Source organism: Variovorax sp. CCNWLW186 (genome assembly GCF_037203865.1).
Lineage (GTDB): Bacteria > Pseudomonadota > Gammaproteobacteria > Burkholderiales > Burkholderiaceae_C > Variovorax.
The window spans coordinates 56,651-72,848 of sequence record NZ_JBBCBO010000010.1; the positions used below are offsets into that span (position 1 = coordinate 56,651).

General features: G+C 65.9%; 12 protein-coding genes. 6 read left to right on the forward strand and 6 right to left on the reverse strand.

Annotated elements, in window-relative coordinates; translation table 11 throughout:
- The first annotated feature begins 109 nt into the window (after nt 1-109).
- Nucleotides 110-3,154, forward strand: coding sequence for a sensor domain-containing diguanylate cyclase (locus tag V9K97_RS14110; protein WP_337318745.1), 3,045 nt, complete (start codon nt 110-112; stop codon nt 3,152-3,154).
- Between the two features lie 130 nt (nt 3,155-3,284).
- Nucleotides 3,285-5,177 (forward strand): GspE/PulE family protein, encoded by a 1,893-nt coding sequence (locus V9K97_RS14115; RefSeq protein WP_337295079.1) that lies wholly within the window; start codon nt 3,285-3,287, stop codon nt 5,175-5,177.
- A gap of 47 nt (nt 5,178-5,224) precedes the next feature.
- On the opposite strand, the gene V9K97_RS14120 is transcribed toward V9K97_RS14115, so the two are convergent.
- From V9K97_RS14120 to V9K97_RS14140, 5 genes are all read right to left on the reverse strand, one after another.
- Entirely contained in the window at nt 5,225-5,968 is a 744-nt protein-coding gene (locus tag V9K97_RS14120) for an EAL domain-containing protein (RefSeq protein ID WP_337318747.1), read from the reverse strand.
- Between the two features lie 82 nt (nt 5,969-6,050).
- Nucleotides 6,051-6,746, reverse strand: a complete 696-nt coding sequence (locus V9K97_RS14125; protein WP_337318749.1) for an AP2 domain-containing protein — start codon at nt 6,744-6,746, stop codon at nt 6,051-6,053.
- Nucleotides 6,747-6,787: 41 nt separating this feature from the next.
- Nucleotides 6,788-7,567: an exodeoxyribonuclease III gene (locus V9K97_RS14130; RefSeq protein ID WP_337318751.1), complete on the reverse strand. Its 780-nt coding sequence runs from the start codon at nt 7,565-7,567 to the stop codon at nt 6,788-6,790.
- A gap of 110 nt (nt 7,568-7,677) precedes the next feature.
- The gene (arsB, locus tag V9K97_RS14135) at nt 7,678-8,760 is read right to left on the reverse strand and encodes an ACR3 family arsenite efflux transporter (RefSeq protein ID WP_337318753.1); all 1,083 of its coding nucleotides are present in this window, start codon (nt 8,758-8,760) and stop codon (nt 7,678-7,680) included.
- 1 nt (nt 8,761) lies between these two features.
- Nucleotides 8,762-9,085 carry an ArsR/SmtB family transcription factor gene (locus V9K97_RS14140; RefSeq protein WP_258505600.1) on the reverse strand — a complete coding sequence of 108 codons (324 nt, stop codon included), beginning with the start codon at nt 9,083-9,085 and terminating at the stop codon, nt 8,762-8,764.
- 29 nt (nt 9,086-9,114) lie between these two features.
- Here V9K97_RS14140 and arsC point away from each other — a divergent pair, with 29 nt between their 5' ends.
- The 4 genes from arsC to V9K97_RS14160 all read left to right on the forward strand — a co-directional run bounded on the left by arsC (nt 9,115) and on the right by V9K97_RS14160 (nt 11,954).
- Entirely contained in the window at nt 9,115-9,561 is a 447-nt protein-coding gene (gene arsC / locus V9K97_RS14145; protein ID WP_258505599.1) for an arsenate reductase (glutaredoxin), read from the forward strand.
- Nucleotides 9,542-10,264 (forward strand): arsenical resistance protein ArsH, encoded by a 723-nt coding sequence (arsH, locus tag V9K97_RS14150; protein WP_337318755.1) that lies wholly within the window; start codon nt 9,542-9,544, stop codon nt 10,262-10,264. Before arsC ends, arsH begins: the two co-directional genes overlap by 20 nt.
- Before the next feature lie 93 nt (nt 10,265-10,357).
- Nucleotides 10,358-10,549, forward strand: a complete 192-nt coding sequence (locus tag V9K97_RS14155; RefSeq protein ID WP_337295085.1) for a hypothetical protein — start codon at nt 10,358-10,360, stop codon at nt 10,547-10,549.
- A 40-nt stretch (nt 10,550-10,589) separates the two neighbouring features.
- Nucleotides 10,590-11,954: an NUDIX domain-containing protein gene (locus V9K97_RS14160; protein ID WP_337318757.1), complete on the forward strand. Its 1,365-nt coding sequence runs from the start codon at nt 10,590-10,592 to the stop codon at nt 11,952-11,954.
- Nucleotides 11,955-11,975: 21 nt separating this feature from the next.
- Here V9K97_RS14160 and V9K97_RS14165 read toward each other — a convergent pair whose 3' ends face one another.
- The gene (locus V9K97_RS14165) at nt 11,976-16,118 is read right to left on the reverse strand and encodes a CheR family methyltransferase (protein ID WP_337318759.1); all 4,143 of its coding nucleotides are present in this window, start codon (nt 16,116-16,118) and stop codon (nt 11,976-11,978) included.
- Nucleotides 16,119-16,198 lie beyond the last annotated feature (80 nt).

The window sequence follows — 16,198 nt, forward strand, 5'->3', positions numbered from 1 at the left end:
GAAGTACCCGGGACCCTGCTTCTGACACACTACATGCGCAACGCGGATTCCCTCGCGATGCCTGTCCACGACAATGAACACATCAGGTCTCCGGAAGATTCGCATCAACTTGAATACGCGCCTCGGCATCGGCGTTGCCGCGGTGGTGCTGGCAGCCACGGCCGCCATCGGCACGGTGGCATTGCAGCTGGTCAAGTCCAGCATGAGGGCCTCGATCGAAAGCGAAGAGTTCGCGAGACTGTCGGCCGTTGCAAACACGGTCGACCAGAAGTTCGTCAGCCGGCGCATCCTGCTCGAGACCTTTGCCACCAGCGTGGAATCGAACGACTTCCAGGACCCGGAGGCACTGCAGGCCTTTCTTGAAAAGCACCAGCCGCTGCACAAGGCTTTCAGTAATGTGGCGTTCTTCACCGCCGAGGGCGACCTGATCGCCAGCCTGAACGGCGCGCAGCAGTCCGGCAGGGTGAACATCAAGGACCGCCCCTATTTCCAGAAAACGCTTGCGTCCAAGGCCAGCGTCATTTCGGAGCCCTACCTCAACCGGCTGAGCGGCCTGGCGCAGATCGCCATTACCGAGCCGGTGCTGGACCCGGCCAACAACGTGAAGTACGTGATCTCGGGCGCCCTGAACCTGAAGGACCGCAACCTGCTGGGCGAGCTGGCCGACGTGAAGTTTGGCGAAACCGGCTACCTGTTCATCACCAGCACTGAGGGCGTGGTGATCGACCACCCGCGCACCGAACTCATCATCAACCAGACCGGCCTGAAGGGTGCCGGCAACCCCGAGATCGACCGCCCGATGGAGGGCTACGAAGGCGCCGCGGAAGGCGTCAACCACGCGGGCGTGCAAGGCCTTTATTCCTTCAAGCGCATACAGCAGACGAACTGGGTCATCGGCGCGATGTACCCGACCGCGGAAGCGTTTGCGCGCATCGATGCCATCGAACGCGCAGCCTGGGTGGGCGCGCTGGTGCTCGCGGTCATTGCCGGGGCCGTGGCGCTCACGGTCGTGAGCTGGCAGCTCAGGCCGCTGCGCTACCTGCACCGGCACATGCTGGACGTGGACAACGCGGCGCTCGAAAGAACCTTGCCCCGCACCTATCCGAACGATGAGATAGGCGACATTGCGCGAACCTTCGACGAACTGATGCGCCAGCGCAAGACGGGCGAGAAGTTCCTGCGCGACATCACCGACAACCTGCCCGCGCTGGTGTCGCACGTGGATGCGCAGGGCCGCTATACCTTCGTGAACGCCCCGCTCTGCAGAAAGCTCGATCGCGGCGCGGCGCAGCTGATCGGTCGCACGGCGCAGCCGATTGGCGAGAACGAAGCGGTGGACGCCGCCGTTCAGCGCGTGCTGGCCGGCGAGGCGGTCAGCTTCGAAAGCCGGGGCGACGCACGCCTTCGCGAGGAAGACCGCTTCTTCCAGACCGAGCTGATTCCCGACCGCGACCAGGCCGGGCAGGTGCGCGGCTACTACGCCATGACCTTCGACGTGACCGAGCGCAAGCGCATCGAGGTGAGCCTTGCGCACAGCGAAGCGCAGGTGCGCATCATTGCCGACAACATCCCCGCCCTGGTCTCGCATGTCGATTCGTCCCTGAGATACACCTTCGTGAATGCGAAGGTCAAGGCGCTGCACAAGGACAGGGCCATGATCGGTCGCTCGATGCCCGAGGTGCGCGGCGCCGAGGACTTCGCCGTCGTCGAAGACTCCTACCAGCGCGCGCTTGCCGGCGAAACGGTGGTCATCGAAAAATCCGGCGATCCCTCGTTGGGCATCGGCCACCGCACTTTCAAGGCGCACTACATCCCAGACCGGGACGCGGACGGCGTGGTGCAAGGCGTGTTCGCCATGACCTTCGACATCACCGACGAGGTGAACATCCGCAAGGCCCTGACTGAACAGCAGAAGCGGCTACGCGACGTGACCGACAACATTCCCGCGCTGGTGGGCTACTTCGACAACGACGAGAACTGCCTTTTTGCGAATGTGCGGGCGCGGCGGATGGCGGGCCTGGACGACGGCCCGCTCACCGGCGTAAACCTGCACAGGGCCGTGGGCGACACGGTGTACCGGCAGCAGCAGCCCTACCTTCCCATGGTGCGCGAGGGCAAGGCGGTGAGGTTTCCGGTGCGCACGCCGCTGCATGGCAAGACCGGCTACTTCCAGGTCAACCTCATTCCCGACAAGGACCTGGAAGGCAAGGTGCTGGGCTTCTATCTCATGACCTTCAACATCACCGCGCTGAAGAAGGCCGAGGTGCGGCAGGCCGAAAGCGAGATGCGCCTGCGCACCATCACGGACAACCTGCCGGCGCTCATCACCTACATCGACCGCGACGAAAAGATCACCTTCGCCAACGCCACTTACCGCGAATGGCTGGGCGTGGAGCCATCCGCCATCCTGGGCCACCACATCAGCGACGTCGCGGGCCCCGACCTGTATCTCTCGCGCAAGCCCATGATCCAGCGCGCGCTGGCGGGCGAGCGGGTCGAGTTCGAGGCCCAGACCCTCACGCAGGGAGGCGAGCGCGTCACACGCGTGAGCTATGTGCCCGACACCGGCCCCGACGGCGTCACGCGCGGCATCTTTTCTCTGAGCCTGGACATCAGTGCGCTGAAAGCGGTGGAGCGCAAGCTGATCGACCTGGCGCGGGTGGACACGCTCACCGGCCTGGCCAACCGGCTTGCGTTCAACGAGTTCCTGCCCGGTGCCATTGCCCGCGCGCAGCGCACGCAAAGCGCGCTGGCGGTGCTGTTTCTCGACATCGACCGCTTCAAGACCATCAACGACACGCTCGGCCATGCAACAGGCGACGGCGTGCTGGTGGAATACGCCCGCCGCCTGCTGGCGAGCGTGCGAGCCACCGACACCGTGGCCCGCCTTGCGGGCGACGAATTCGTGGTGGTGCTCGAAAACCTGCAGGCGAAAGAAGCGGCCGCCGCCATTGCGCGGAAGATCGTCGATCAGATCGGCGGCGCGCCGTTCGAACTCGACGGGCAGCGCCTTCGCGTCACCACCAGCATCGGCGTGGCATTTCACCCCGCGGACGAAGCGCCCGCCACGCCGTCGGAGTTGCTCGCGCGCGCCGACGCCGCGCTGTACCGCGCGAAGTCCGCGGGACGCAATACCTACGGTTTTTCCGATTGACGCGCTTCAATTGAGAAATTGAGAACTTTGGTAGTGACGCGGCATTGCAGCGAGCCTTCGCACGAGGTCTGCTCCTGCTGACAAGCCTGCCCGGGCACCCCAGAATCACCGCAACAGGAGATTCAATTCAATGTCGCCCACCGAAGTCGTCACGCCCGAGCAGTTGCTGCACGCCCTGGAAGTTCAAAGCCGCATGCCGATCCTGCGGATCGGCCAGGCGCTGATGGCCCTCGGCGCGGTGACCGAGGAGCAGTTGCGCGAAGGCTTGGCGCAGCAGCAGCTCGACCGCAGCGTGCCGTTGGGCGAAACCTTGGTCCGCATGGGCGTGGTCACCCGAGAGCAGCTGAAGGCCGCGCTGGTACGAAAGATGGGTTACCCGCTGGTCAACCTGCACTTGTTCCCGGTCGCCATCGACGCCTTGCGTACCATCAGCCACGGCGTTGCGCGTCGCCTGCAGGTCATGCCGCTGATGATCCACCAGGGCCGCCTCATCCTTGCAATGGACGATCCGGCCAGCCGCCACGCCGCCATCGACGAAGTGGAGTTCATCTCGCAGATGAAGGTGGTGCCGGTGATCGGCGAATGCCTTGTGCTGGACACGGTGCTCTACAAGGCCTATGGAAAGATCGGCAGCGACACCGTGCTGGACCCGACCATCGTGCACGATCCGTCGCGCCCGCTCGACTTCGAGCCGGCCGCCACCAGCGAGCTCCTGGTCACGCTCGAGAAGGAACGCCCCACTCCCGCGCTCGAAGAAGAAAAAAGCATCGAGCAGTCGGACAACTCGCTGGTGCGAATGATCAACAGCATGATCGTCGACGCGCACCGCGAGGGCGTGTCCGACATCCACATCGAAAGCTATCCAGGCAAGGAAAAGACGCGCATCCGCTTTCGGCGCGACGGACGGCTGCGCACCCACCTGGAGCTGCCGGCCAGCTACCGCAACGCGGTGGTCGCGCGCGTGAAGATCATGTGCGACCTGGACATCAGCGAAAAGCGCAAGCCGCAGGACGGCAAGATCAACTTTGCCAAGTACTCGCCGCAGCACCGCATCGAGCTGCGCGTGGCAACCATTCCGACCAGCAACGGCCTGGAAGACGTGGTCATGCGCATCCTGGCTTCGGCAAAACCCATTGAGCTGGACCAACTCGGCCTGTCGCAGCGCAACCTGTCGGAGTTCACCAAGGCGGTGGAGCGCCCCTACGGCATGGTGCTGTGCGTGGGCCCCACGGGTTCGGGCAAGACCACCACGCTGCACTCGGCGCTCATGCACATCAACACGCCGGAACGAAAGATCTGGACGGCCGAGGACCCCATCGAAATCACCCAGCCGGGCCTGCGGCAGGTGCAGGTCAACCCGCGCATCGAGTGGACCTTTGCCAAGGCGCTGCGCGCCTTCGTGCGCGCGGACCCGGACGTGATCATGGTCGGCGAAATCCGCGACGAGGAAACCGCCAAGACCGCTATCGAGGCCTCGCTGACGGGCCACCTGGTGCTCTCGACGCTGCACACCAACAGCGCGCCCGAAACCGTGACCCGGCTGCTGGACATGGGCATGGACCCGTTCAACTTCGCGGATTCGCTGCTGGCCGTGCTGGCGCAACGCCTGGTACGCCGCCTTTGCAGCCACTGCGTGACCAGCCGGCCGATGCGCCCCGAAGAGGTCGAGGAACTGCTGTCCGACTACATGCATTCGTTCGGCGCGCACGACACCCCGGCCGAGCGCGAGTCAGTGCGCCACGGCTGGCACCGCCACTACGGGCAGGACGGCCAGCTGCTCGCCTATGCAAGCACCGGATGCAAGCACTGCGACAACACCGGCTTCAGTGGCCGCGTGGGCATTCACGAGCTGATGGTGATCTCGAAAACGCTGCGGCGGCTGGTGCAGGGCGGCGCCCGTGCCGAAGAGCTGCAGGAAGCGGCGCTGCGCGAAGGCATGCGCACCCTGCGGCAGGACGGCATCGAAAAGGTCCTGGCCGGAAAGACCACCATCGAGGAGGTCCGCGCGACCAGCAACGTCTGAGTCAGCGCCGCGTGCGGCAGCGGCCCGTCACGGAATGGCTGGTCGCTTCAGGCGGCATCCCATGCCACCGCCGGCAGCATGGCCACGGCGGGCCGGGCAAACAGGAAGCCCTGGAACAGGCCCACGCCCAATGCCTGAAGTGCGTGCACTTCGTCGGAGCTTTCGACGCCCTCGGCCACCACCCGGATGCCGAGTTCGCTGCAGGTGCCGACAAAGCCTTTGACGATGCTGAGCCGGACGGGATCGGTGTGGATGTTGCGCACCAGGCCCATGTCGACCTTGACCACGTCGGGCTGAAAGCCCGCCAGGAGTTCGAAGCCGGCATAGGCGGCGCCGAAGTCGTCGATGGCGGAAGTGAAGCCGAAGGCCTTGTGGGCATGAAAGGCGGCGGCAAGCCCCGGCAGATCGGCCACGTGTTCGCACTCGGCAATCTCGAACATCAGGCGGTGCACCGGAAAGTTGCACCGCCGGGCCGTGTCCATGGCGGTGTGGAAGCACTCGGTGCGCTCGGTGAGATCGTTGGGCCACACGTTGAGGCTGAGCCTCGATTCCATGCCCAGCGCCGAAGCCGTCTCGATGGCCTTGATGCGGCAGGCCTCGTGAAACGCGAACCGGTGCCGCGGACTCACGCGTGAAAGCACCTGGACCGCGCCTTCCCCCGACATGCCGCGCACCAGCGCCTCGTGCGCGAAGATCTCGCGCCGCTCGAAATCCACGATCGGCTGGAAAGCCATCACAAACCCGGCATCGGAGCCGGGAAAGCTGGCATTGGCCGCTGTTGGGGTAGTCACTGGTGTGGATTCTCGCGGGGAGAGTGATGTTAATTACTTTTACCTACAACGCGGACGATAGCGTATAAATGTAACCCGCCCATCAGCCAATACCCTTTTGAGCCAACTGGCGAGCGCGTTCGGCGATGGCGAGCCTCTTGGCTTCATCGTAGCCATGGGCCTTGATCGAGAACGCCTTGCTCACGCTGCCCTTGCCTGCGGTGTAGGTAATGGCCAGCCAATAACCGGGGTGGTCGTGGCGGGGCTGCTTGTAGTGCACGCCGCTCACGCCGCTGGAGTTCGACTTGCGAAGGATCTCGGAGCGGGAGCGCTTGCGCGGCGCGGGAGTCGCGGTCGGCGCGCTTGCGGATTTGCGGATCGACTCTTCGGCGGGATGCAGGGCCGCCAGGCCCGTCATGTGCTGCAACTGCTTCGCCCGCTCCTCGATGGCCATGGTGCGCGCCGCATCGCCCCAGTTTTGAATCGGAAAGTTGGCGCGCAGTATTTCGTCGGCCGCGATGTAGGTCTTGGCAAGCCACGACAGCCCTCTTCCGTCGGGCGACACGAGGCAGAAGACGCCCGTCACGCCAGTGGTGTTGTTCGCCCGTTGCTTTTCCGCCCGCTCGCGCCGCGTGGCCGGTGGCACGCTCCGCACGACGGCATCGCGCCATTCCTGCGCCTGCCGCAGCGCATGCTCGGCGCCGCCGTAGCTGCCGTTGCCGAACTGCTGGAAATACCGGACCCCGCGCCGGACGATGGAAACCTCGAAGCCCCACGGGCGGGCATAGATCCCGTACATGGGCGCTGGATTGGGAACACCTTTGGGCATTGGCGAGAATTCTAGGAGGGCAATTCGAGTCCGATCCACACCGGCGCATGATCGCTCGCGCCCGGACGGCCGCGCACCTCGCGGTCCACATTGGCGTCGACCAGCAAAGGCGCGAGCTCCTCGTTCAGCAGCAGGTGGTCGATGCGCAGCCCCGCATTGCGCGGCCAGCGGTTGCGCCAGTAGTCCCAGTAGGTGTAGATCGCCTCGCCCGGATGGCGGGTCCGGATCGCGTCGGTCCACCCCTGGGCCAGCAGGCGCGCAAAGGCGGCGCGGCTTTCGGGCTGCAGCAGCGCGTCATTGCGCCACGAGGCCGGGTTGTAGATGTCGGCGTCGGTCGGCACCACGTTGAAGTCGCCGGCCAGCACAACCGGCAGGCCGCAGCCGTAGAGGCGCTGCGCATGGGCATTGAGCCGCTCGAACCATTCGAGCTTGTAGTCGAACTTGGGGCCAGGCTGCGGATTGCCGTTGGGCAGGTACAGGCAACCGATCACCACGCCGTTCACCACGGCTTCGAGGTAGCGGCTCTGGCTGTCTTCGGAGTTTCCGTCGAGCCCGCGGCCGGTTTCTATCGGCTCCCTTCCGCGCGCGAGGATGGCCACGCCGTTCCATGAACGCTGGCCATGGAACAGCACGCCGTAGCCCGCCTCGCGGATCGCCGCCGCGGGAAAGTTGGCGTCGGGAGACTTCAGTTCCTGCAGGCAGGCGACGTCGGGGCGGGACTCCTCGAGCCATTCGAGCAGGCGTGGAAGCCGACTGTTGATGCCGTTGACGTTGAAGGTCGCAATCTTCACGGGCGCTGCATGAAACAAGAGGAAGTCGGCGAATCATGGCCCGAAAGCCGCCTTCATCTTGTCGGAGAACACGCCCTGCGATGGAGACGTGCGCTGCCTGCCCTTGCCCGTCAGTGCGCCTTGGCACCTTTTTCGTACCACCCCTGCGACCGGTTGACCACGGCAACCACCAGCAGCATCACCGGCACTTCGATCAGCACACCCACCACTGTTGCCAACGCAGCGCCCGATTGAAAGCCGAACAGGCTGATGGCAGTGGCCACTGCAAGCTCGAAGAAGTTGCTGGCGCCGATGAGCGCCGACGGACCGGCCACGCAGTGCGCCACGCCCAGCTTGCGGTTGAGCAGGTAGGCCAGCCCCGAGTTCAGGAACACCTGGATGAGGATGGGCACCGCGAGCAGCGCAATCACCAGCGGCTGGCCGATGATGGCTTCGCCCTGGAACGCGAACAGCAGCACCAGCGTGAGCAGCAGCGCCGAGATCGACCACGGCCCGAGCCGTGCCGCAACGGCCTGGAAGTGCGCCGTGCCCTTCTTGAGCAGTTGCTTGCGCAGCACTTGCGCAATGATCACCGGCACCACGATGTACAGGCCGACCGACGTCAGCAGCGTGTCCCACGGCACGGTGATCGACGAGAGCCCGAGCAGCAGCGCAACCACGGGCGCGAAGGCCACCACCATGATCGCGTCGTTGAGCGCCACCTGCGAGAGCGTGAAGTACGGATCGCCCTTGCACAGCTGGCTCCACACGAACACCATCGCCGTGCACGGCGCGGCCGCCAGCAGGATGAGGCCCGCGATGTAGCTGTCGAGCTGCGTTGGCGGCAGCAGCGGCGCGAACACGTGGCGAATGAAGATCCAGCCTAGCAGCGCCATCGAGAACGGCTTGACCGCCCAGTTGATGAAGAGCGTGACGCCGATGCCGCGCCAATGCGCCTTCACCTGCCCGAGTGCCGCGAAGTCGATCTTCAGCAGCATCGGGATGATCATCACCCAGATGAGCACGCCTACCGGCACGTTGACCTTGGCCACCTCGAGCGAGGCGATGCCCCGGAACACGCCGGGCAGCCACTGGCCCAGCGCAATGCCTACAACGATGCATAGCGCGACCCAGATCGTGAGGTAGCGCTCGAAGAAGCCGATGGCGGGGCGCGGTGCGGATGATGCAAGGGCCGTAGCGGTATGGGTGCTCATTTCAGCACGCACATGCCTGGGCCGCCGCGGGCAGGCAAGCCTCGCCCTGGCAGCAGTTCTCGGTGAGGTAGCCGATGAGCGCGTTCATTCGTTCGAAGGCGGCGCGGTAAATCAGGTTGCGGCCGCTTCGCTCTTGCGTCACAAGGCCGGAATGGGTCAGTTCCTTGAGGTGGAACGAGAGGCTGGTCGCCTGCACGTCCAGCGCATCGACCAGCGCACCGGGCGTAAGCCCCGCGGGGCCCGCCACCACCAGCGCGCGAAAAACCTGGAGGCGCACGGGCTGGGCCAGCGCGGCCAGGGACTTGACGATGTCTTGTTCTTCCATAATTCAATAATAGTTGCATAATCGCAAGAATGCAATCGCCTAACCCATCCATCACCATCTTTCACAACCCCGCGTGCGGCACCTCGCGCAACACGCTGGCGCTGATCCGCAACAGCGGCGAAGAGCCCCGGGTGGTCGAATACCTGAAGACGCCGCCCGGCAAGGAGACGCTGCTCGAGCTGCTCGCCGCCATGAAGATGCAGCCCCGCGCGCTGCTGCGTGAAAAGGGAACACCCTATGCCGAACTCGGGCTGGCCGATCCAAAGTGGACGGACGAACAACTGGTCGACTTCATGCTCGCGCACCCCATCCTGATCAACCGGCCCATCGTGGTCACGCCCCTGGGCACCCGGCTCTGCCGCCCATCCGAAGAAGTGCTCGACATTCTTCCCTCGCCGCAAAAAGGCCCGTTCACCAAGGAAGACGGCGAAGTCGTCATCGACGCGGAGGGCCGCCGTGTCAAACCCGCTGCCTGAGCTTCCGAACATCGATCCCGCCCTGTTCGACCGGCCCTCGCTCGAGCGCCTCTCCGGCAACCCGCCGGCGCGCCACGCACCGCGCTTTCTGCTGCTGTACGGATCGCTCCGCGACCGCTCCTACAGCCGCTTGCTGACCGAAGAGGCCGCACGGCTGCTGCAGGCCATGGGCGGCGAGACACGCATCTTCAACCCCGCCGGGCTGCCCCTGCCGGACAGTGCTCCCGACGACCATCCCAAGGTGCAGGAGCTGCGCGACCTGGCGCAATGGGCCGAAGGCATGGTGTGGTGCTCGCCCGAGCGCCACGGCTCGATGACCGGCATCATGAAGGCGCAGATCGACTGGATTCCGCTGAGCATGGGCGCCGTCCGGCCCACGCAGGGCAAGACGCTCGCAGTCATGCAGGTGTCGGGCGGCTCGCAGTCGTTCAATGCGGTGAACCAGCTGCGCGTGCTCGGGCGCTGGATGCGCATGCTCACCATTCCCAACCAGTCTTCCGTTGCCAAGGCTTTTCTCGAGTTCGACGAAGCCGGGCGCATGAAGCCCTCTTCGTACTACGAGCGGGTGGTCGACGTGATGGAAGAGCTCGTGAAGTTCACCCTGCTCACGCGCGACGCGGCCGGCTACCTGGTCGACCGCTACAGCGAGCGCCGGGAGAGCGCCGAAGAGCTTGCCAAGCGGGTGAACCAGCGCGCGATCTAGGCCATTTTCGCGCCGCGTCCTACGCCGGCATGCAGGCTTTCCGACATCAGCATGCAGAGGCGTAGTTAAGGTGGGTCCGTTCAGGAGGCATGCATGAACCCATCCAAGCCGAACCCCACCCGCACCCCGCGCACCGTGCAGCCCGCAACAAGCCAGCGGGCGCCCGCCACGAAGAAATCCGAAGGCCCGGTGGCCACGCCCAAGGTCAACGAAGGCGCATCGCTCGGCAAGTCCGCCAACTCTTCCGCCGGCGGCGCGGCAGGACAGCTGACACCCAAGGACTGAAGAGGAAAGCCGGGCGCGCGTTGGCCGACAATCGGCGCCCATGAATGCCAAGCCATCGGCAACAGCCCCGGCGACCCCGCCGCAGCCAGCGCCCCGCCCCGTCCGCATTGCGGCCACGTTGATTCTCTTGCGCGACGGCGCCAGCGGCATGGAAGTGCTGCTGCTTCGCCGCGCGGACAAGGCCGACGATCAGAACAGCGGCGCCAGCGTGTTCCCCGGCGGCGTGGTCGACACGCACGACCGCAGCCTGCACCTGATGTGCAAGGGGCTCGACGACGCAGGCGCGAGCAGGCGGCTCGGCGTGGCCGAAGGCGGGCTCGACTACTACGCCGCCGCCGTACGCGAGTGTTTCGAGGAAGCGGGCGTGCTGTTCGCCTGCGACGCCGAAGACCGCGTGGTCGAGCTCGACAGGCTGCCCGCCTCGCGCCTCGAGGCCATGCGGCATGCCGCCGAGCAAGGCACCGACGCGCTGCTGGCCATGTGCGACGCGCAAGGCTGGCGCCTCGCGGTCGACCGGCTCGCCTACTTCAGCCACTGGCTCACGCCGCCCGGCATGCCGCGCCGTTTCGACACGCGCTTTTTCATCGCGGAGATGCCCGCCGGGCAAGGCGTGAAGCCGGACGGCCGCGAGACCGTCGAGCACATGTGGCTCAAGCCGGCCGATGCGGTGCACCCAGACCGCGGGCTCAAGCTGATGAACGTGACGCGCCGCACGCTCGAGCAGCTCGCCGCATTCGAAAGCACCGCCAGCTGCATGGCGCATGCGCGCGGCCTGGCCGGCATTGTGCTGAACATGCCACGCTTGGCCGACGGCCCTGCGGGGCGCCGCGCGGTGAACATCGACGAGCCGGCCTACCAGGAAATCGGCCGCCTCGACCCGCACGGCAACGGCCATGCGCGCTATGCGCTCGAGGCCGGCCTGGCCATGCAGTTGTCCGCACGCGTGCGACGGGTCACGGGGAGCGCCGGCGCATCATTGTCGGAGCCGGGTTCGAACAGCTATTTCATCGGTGGCGAAAGCGGCCCGTGGGCATTGATCGCCCCGCTGCCGCACGGCGCGTTGCCGAACGAGCTGCTGCGCAAAACGGCGCCGGGAGAGGTGCAATGGCTGCTCTCGACCGCGCCGCGCACAGAGGCGGCCGATAAAGCGCTCGAAAGCCTGCGATCGTCGTGGCCCGGTGCCGTCGCGCTGTGGCCTGCTCCTGGCGAATCGCTCGACCTGGGCGGCGCCACGCTGGTGGCCCTTCCCGCCCCGGGCGGCATCTCAGCTCCCGCGCTTCAGTTTCTGCTGCCCGAGGAAAGCACGCTGTTCACCGGCGCAGCCGACCCAACCGCCGTGCATGCCGGCAACGAGGTCGAATGGATTGCGCCTGCCAGCGGCTTCCTGCTGCGGCACGGTGCCTGACCCGCGCACACCTGCACACGCTCACTGCAGCTTGCCGATGGCCGCCTTGAGCTCGTCGATGGAGGCGGGCTTGGGCAAATGCGCATTGAAGCCGGCTTCCAGCGCGCGGCGTGCGTCGGCACGCCGGCCGAAGCCGGACATGGCAATGGAGCGCAGCTCGCGCGTCTCCGGCCGCCGCCGCACTTCGGCAATGAACTGGTAGCCGTCCATCTCGGGCATGCCGAGGTCGGACACCAGCAGGTCGTAGGCATTCGATTCGAGCAGCTCCAGGCCCTTTTTTGCGCTTGGCGCAATATCGACGATCGCGCCCTCGAGCCTCAGCACCTCGGCAAACGGGGCCAGCGCGTCGGCATAGTCGTCCACCGCAAGCACGCGCCAGCCGCGCAGGCTCACTTCGGCCGGGGCTTTTTCCACCACCGCTTCGACCGCCGCCCCCACGCGGGGCAGCCACACGCTGAACTCGGCCCCCAGGCCCAGCCCCGGTGAATGCACTTCGACGCGGCCGCCGTGGGCCCGCGTCAGTTCATGCACCAGCGCCAGGCCGATGCCCAGCCCGCCGTTGGGGGGCGTCACATCGCTGCTGGCCTGGTTGAACATGCCGAACACGTGCGGCAGAAACTCCGGCGCAATGCCGCAGCCGGTGTCGGCCACGATCAGCTTGCCGAAGTTCTCGTCGGCCGCAACGCGCACCGTGATGCGGCCGCCGTCGGGCGTTAACTTCACGGCGTTGCTGAGCAGGTTCCACACGATCTGCTCCATGCGTATGCGGTCGCCGTTGCACAGCACGCCGGCTTCGCAGCTCGCGTCCAGCGTCAGCTTCTTGCCGGCCACATCGTTCACCGCGGCCTGCGCCGTGGTCTGCACCAGCTCGCCCAGGTCGACGGGCACGCGATTCAGCCGCAGCTTGCCGGTGCGGATGCGCGAAAGGTCGAGCAGGTCGTTGATGATGCGCGTCTGGCTGGCCACGGCGCGCTTGATGGTTTCGCCCAGCCGCCGCACCGCCGGCACCTCCGCGGTGGCCGGCATGTGCATCAGCAGCTCGGCATTCATCTGGATGAGGTTGAGCGGCTGCTTCAGCTCGTGCGACATCACCGCCAAAAACTTGTCTTTCAGCTCGTTGGCCGCCTGCGCGCTGAGGCTGGCCTTCTTTTCCTTGAAGAGCCGGTGCTCCTGGGCGAGCTCATGCTGCTTGGTGCCCGTCATGTCGCGCGCGATCTTGGCAAAGCCACCGCCCGCGGCGGGTTCCATCGGCGTGGTCACGCCACTGCAGAAAAAACGGCTGCCGTCCTTTCGCTGGTGCCAGCGCTCGTCTTCGGCCCGGCCCAGTTCCACCGCGCGGCGCATCTCGCGCTCGGGCACGCCGTTGGCCTGGTCTTCGGCGGTGAAGATCACCGCCAGCGGCCGGCCGATCATCTCTTCCTCGCTGTAGCCGAAGATGCGCTGGGCGCCTGCGTTCCAGGTGGTGATCTGGCCCTGCTCGTCGCAGGTGATGATGGCAAAGTCGCGCGTGGTGGCGGCCACCATGCGCAGCCGCTCTTCGCCCGCGCGCACCTTCTCTTCCGCGGCACGCAGTTCGGTAATGTCGAAGAAGTTGAGGATCGCGCCTTCGATCTTGTCTTCGGCCGTGCGGTACGGGAGTATTCGCGCCATGAAGTGGCGCCCGTCCACGCTGGCAACGTGCCGCTCGGTAATGCGCAGGTCCTTGAAGGCCGCGGCCGTGTCTTCCGCAAGCTCCGGGTAGTTGAGCCGGCTCGTGATGTCGAACAGCGAGCGCCCCAGGTCCGACGGAATCAGGTTGAACAGCTTGCTCGCATGCGGCGTATAGCGCTTGATGTGCATGCCGCGGCTCACGAACACCGTTGCAATCTCCGACGAGGTAATGAGGTTCTGCAGGTCGTCGTTGATGTGCCCGCGCTCTTCCACCTTCATCTTGAGCTCGAAGTTCACCGTCACGAGTTCCTCGTTCATCGACTGCAGCTCTTCCTTGCTGGTCTCGAGCTCTTCGGTGGCGGAGCGCAACTCTTCGTTGATGGCCTGCAGCTCCTCGTTGGAGGCCTTCAGTTCCTCGGTCGAGGTTTCGGCGCCTTCGATGGTTTCCTGCAGATGCAGCTTGAGCTGGCGGATCTGGTCTTCCATCTGGCCGATGAGCAGCTCGCGCGCCGCATCGGCCGTCTCGGCGCCCTCGGGACGCACGCTGTCTTCGACCTCGTCGAACACCACCAGCGTAAGCCGCGGTGCGTCTTTGTCTTCACCGTCGCCCTGTTGAAGCGGGCGCACCGTGATGTTCAGGAACACCTGCCGCCCATCGTCACGGCGTTGCACCAGGCGCGTTTCCACGCTGCCTGAAGTTTGCGCGGCTTTGAAGAGCGCGGTGCGCAGCTCCAGCCGCAGGTCGGGCCGCACGTTGTTCAGCAGGTTGTTCGACGGCTCGCCCCCGGCGCGCTCCAGAAAGCGGCCGACACCGCTGGACAGGTGCAGCACCTCGTACTCGCCGTTGATGAGCACGCTGGGCGGCGAGAACTGCTCGAGCGCGCGCTGGTGCAGCTCGGCAAAGCTCAGGCGTTCGGCGCGCTTGGGGGAGCGCAGCGCTTCCATGGGGCTGGGCGCGCCCGGCTTGAACGGCGCATCGCTGATGAGCGGCATGTGGCGCCCGCTCGGCAACTCTGGGTTTGCGCGGTAGATGCGGTTCTTCTTGTCGACCGCGGTGAACAGGCTGCCCACCGCGTCGATCGATTCCGAAGTGCCCAGGAACAGGTAGCCCCCCGGCCGCAGCGCAATGCGGAACATCTCCAGCACATGCGCTTGCGCCGCGCGGTCCAGGTAGATCAGCAGGTTGCGGCAGCAGATGATGTCCAGCCGCGAGAATGGCGGATCGCGCAGCAGGTTGTGCAGCGCAAAGAGCACCGGCTCGCGCACCGTGGTCGCCACGCGGTACTGGTCCTGTTCGGGCACGAAGAACTGCTGCAGCCGCGAGGGTGAAATGTCCTCGGCGATGCCCTGCGCATAAAGGCCCCTGCGCGCCGTGGCAATGGCCCGCCCGTCGATGTCGGTGGCAAAGATCTGTATGTCCAGCGGCTTGGCCTGCTTGTCGATCTGCTCGCGCAGCAGGATGCTCAGCGAATACGCCTCCTCGCCGGTGGCGCAGCCCGCCACCCAGGCGCGCACCTGATCGCCGGGCTGCTTGCTCTCGATCAGCCCCGGCAGCGCATCCTGCTCGAGCGCCTCGAAGGCTTCGGGGTCGCGAAAGAAATTGGTCACGCTGATGAGCATGTCCTGCAGCAACGGAGTCGCCTCTTCGGGATGGTCGTGCAAAAAGTTGCGGTAGGCCGGCAGGTCGGCCAGGCGGTTCACCTGCAGCCGGCGCTCGATGCGCCGCAGCACCGTCGCGCGCTTGTAGTGGCGAAAGTCGTGCCGCGTGTAGGTGCGCAGCAGGCCCATGATTTCCTGCAGCGCTTTTTCTGCCCGCTTGGCCGCCTCGCCCGTGTCGGGCTCCTGGACGAGTTCCGCATGCCCGTCGTAGGGCATGCGAATGCGCTGTGCGTTGAGCCAATGCTGGACCAGGTGCTCGCCCATCTCGGCCGCGGGCAGCACGATGTCGACCATGCCGGTGGCAATGGCGGCGCGCGGCATGCCGTCATGCGCCGCGTCTTCGGGCGACTGCGCCATGGCAATGCCGCCGTGCTCCTTCACGCGCGTGAGCCCCACCGCGCCGTCGCTGCCGGTGCCCGACATCACGATGCAGACGGCCCGCTCCTTGTGCACTGCGGCCATGGTGCGAAAGAACACGTCCACGGCCAGGTGCTGGCCCTTGATCCGCTCGCTGGGCGTGGCCTGCAGGTGGCCGTCGTTCATCGTCAGGTCGACGCCGGGCGGAATCACGTACACGTGGTTCGCCTCGACCGGCACCGGCTGCGTGACCTGCATCACAGGCATTTGCGTGGAGCGCTGCAGTATGGCGGCCGCATTGCTTTCATGCGTGGGCGACAGGTGCAGGATGACGACGAAGGCCATGCCCGCGTCGGCCGGCATCTGCTCGAAGAAGCGGATCAGCGCCTCCAGCCCGCCCGCGGAGGCGCCAATGCCGACGACCGGAAAACTCAGCGTGCTGGGCGTGAGCTTGCGTTCATCGGCGGAGGAAGGCGAAGGCGGATTCGATTTGGGCATTGGGATGTCATTGCGGGAGCCGCGGCCCCCGAGCCTGCCGCGCGGCGGCATTCGATCCTGAAATTCTGCCCCTTGTGGCT

Bases quoted from the DNA above. Each gene is read 5' to 3' on its own strand.
- V9K97_RS14115 (WP_337295079.1), top strand. From the start codon at position 3,285: ATGTCGCCCACCGAAGTCGTCACGCCCGAGCAGTTGCTGCACGCCCTG.
- V9K97_RS14125 (WP_337318749.1), bottom strand. From the start codon at position 6,746: ATGTACGGGATCTATGCCCGCCCGTGGGGCTTCGAGGTTTCCATCGTC.
- arsB (WP_337318753.1), bottom strand. From the start codon at position 8,760: ATGAGCACCCATACCGCTACGGCCCTTGCATCATCCGCACCGCGCCCC.
- V9K97_RS14140 (WP_258505600.1), bottom strand. From the start codon at position 9,085: ATGGAAGAACAAGACATCGTCAAGTCCCTGGCCGCGCTGGCCCAGCCC.
- arsC (WP_258505599.1), top strand. From the start codon at position 9,115: ATGCAATCGCCTAACCCATCCATCACCATCTTTCACAACCCCGCGTGC.
- V9K97_RS14155 (WP_337295085.1), top strand. From the start codon at position 10,358: ATGAACCCATCCAAGCCGAACCCCACCCGCACCCCGCGCACCGTGCAG.
- V9K97_RS14160 (WP_337318757.1), top strand. From the start codon at position 10,590: ATGAATGCCAAGCCATCGGCAACAGCCCCGGCGACCCCGCCGCAGCCA.
- V9K97_RS14165 (WP_337318759.1), bottom strand. From the start codon at position 16,118: ATGCCCAAATCGAATCCGCCTTCGCCTTCCTCCGCCGATGAACGCAAG.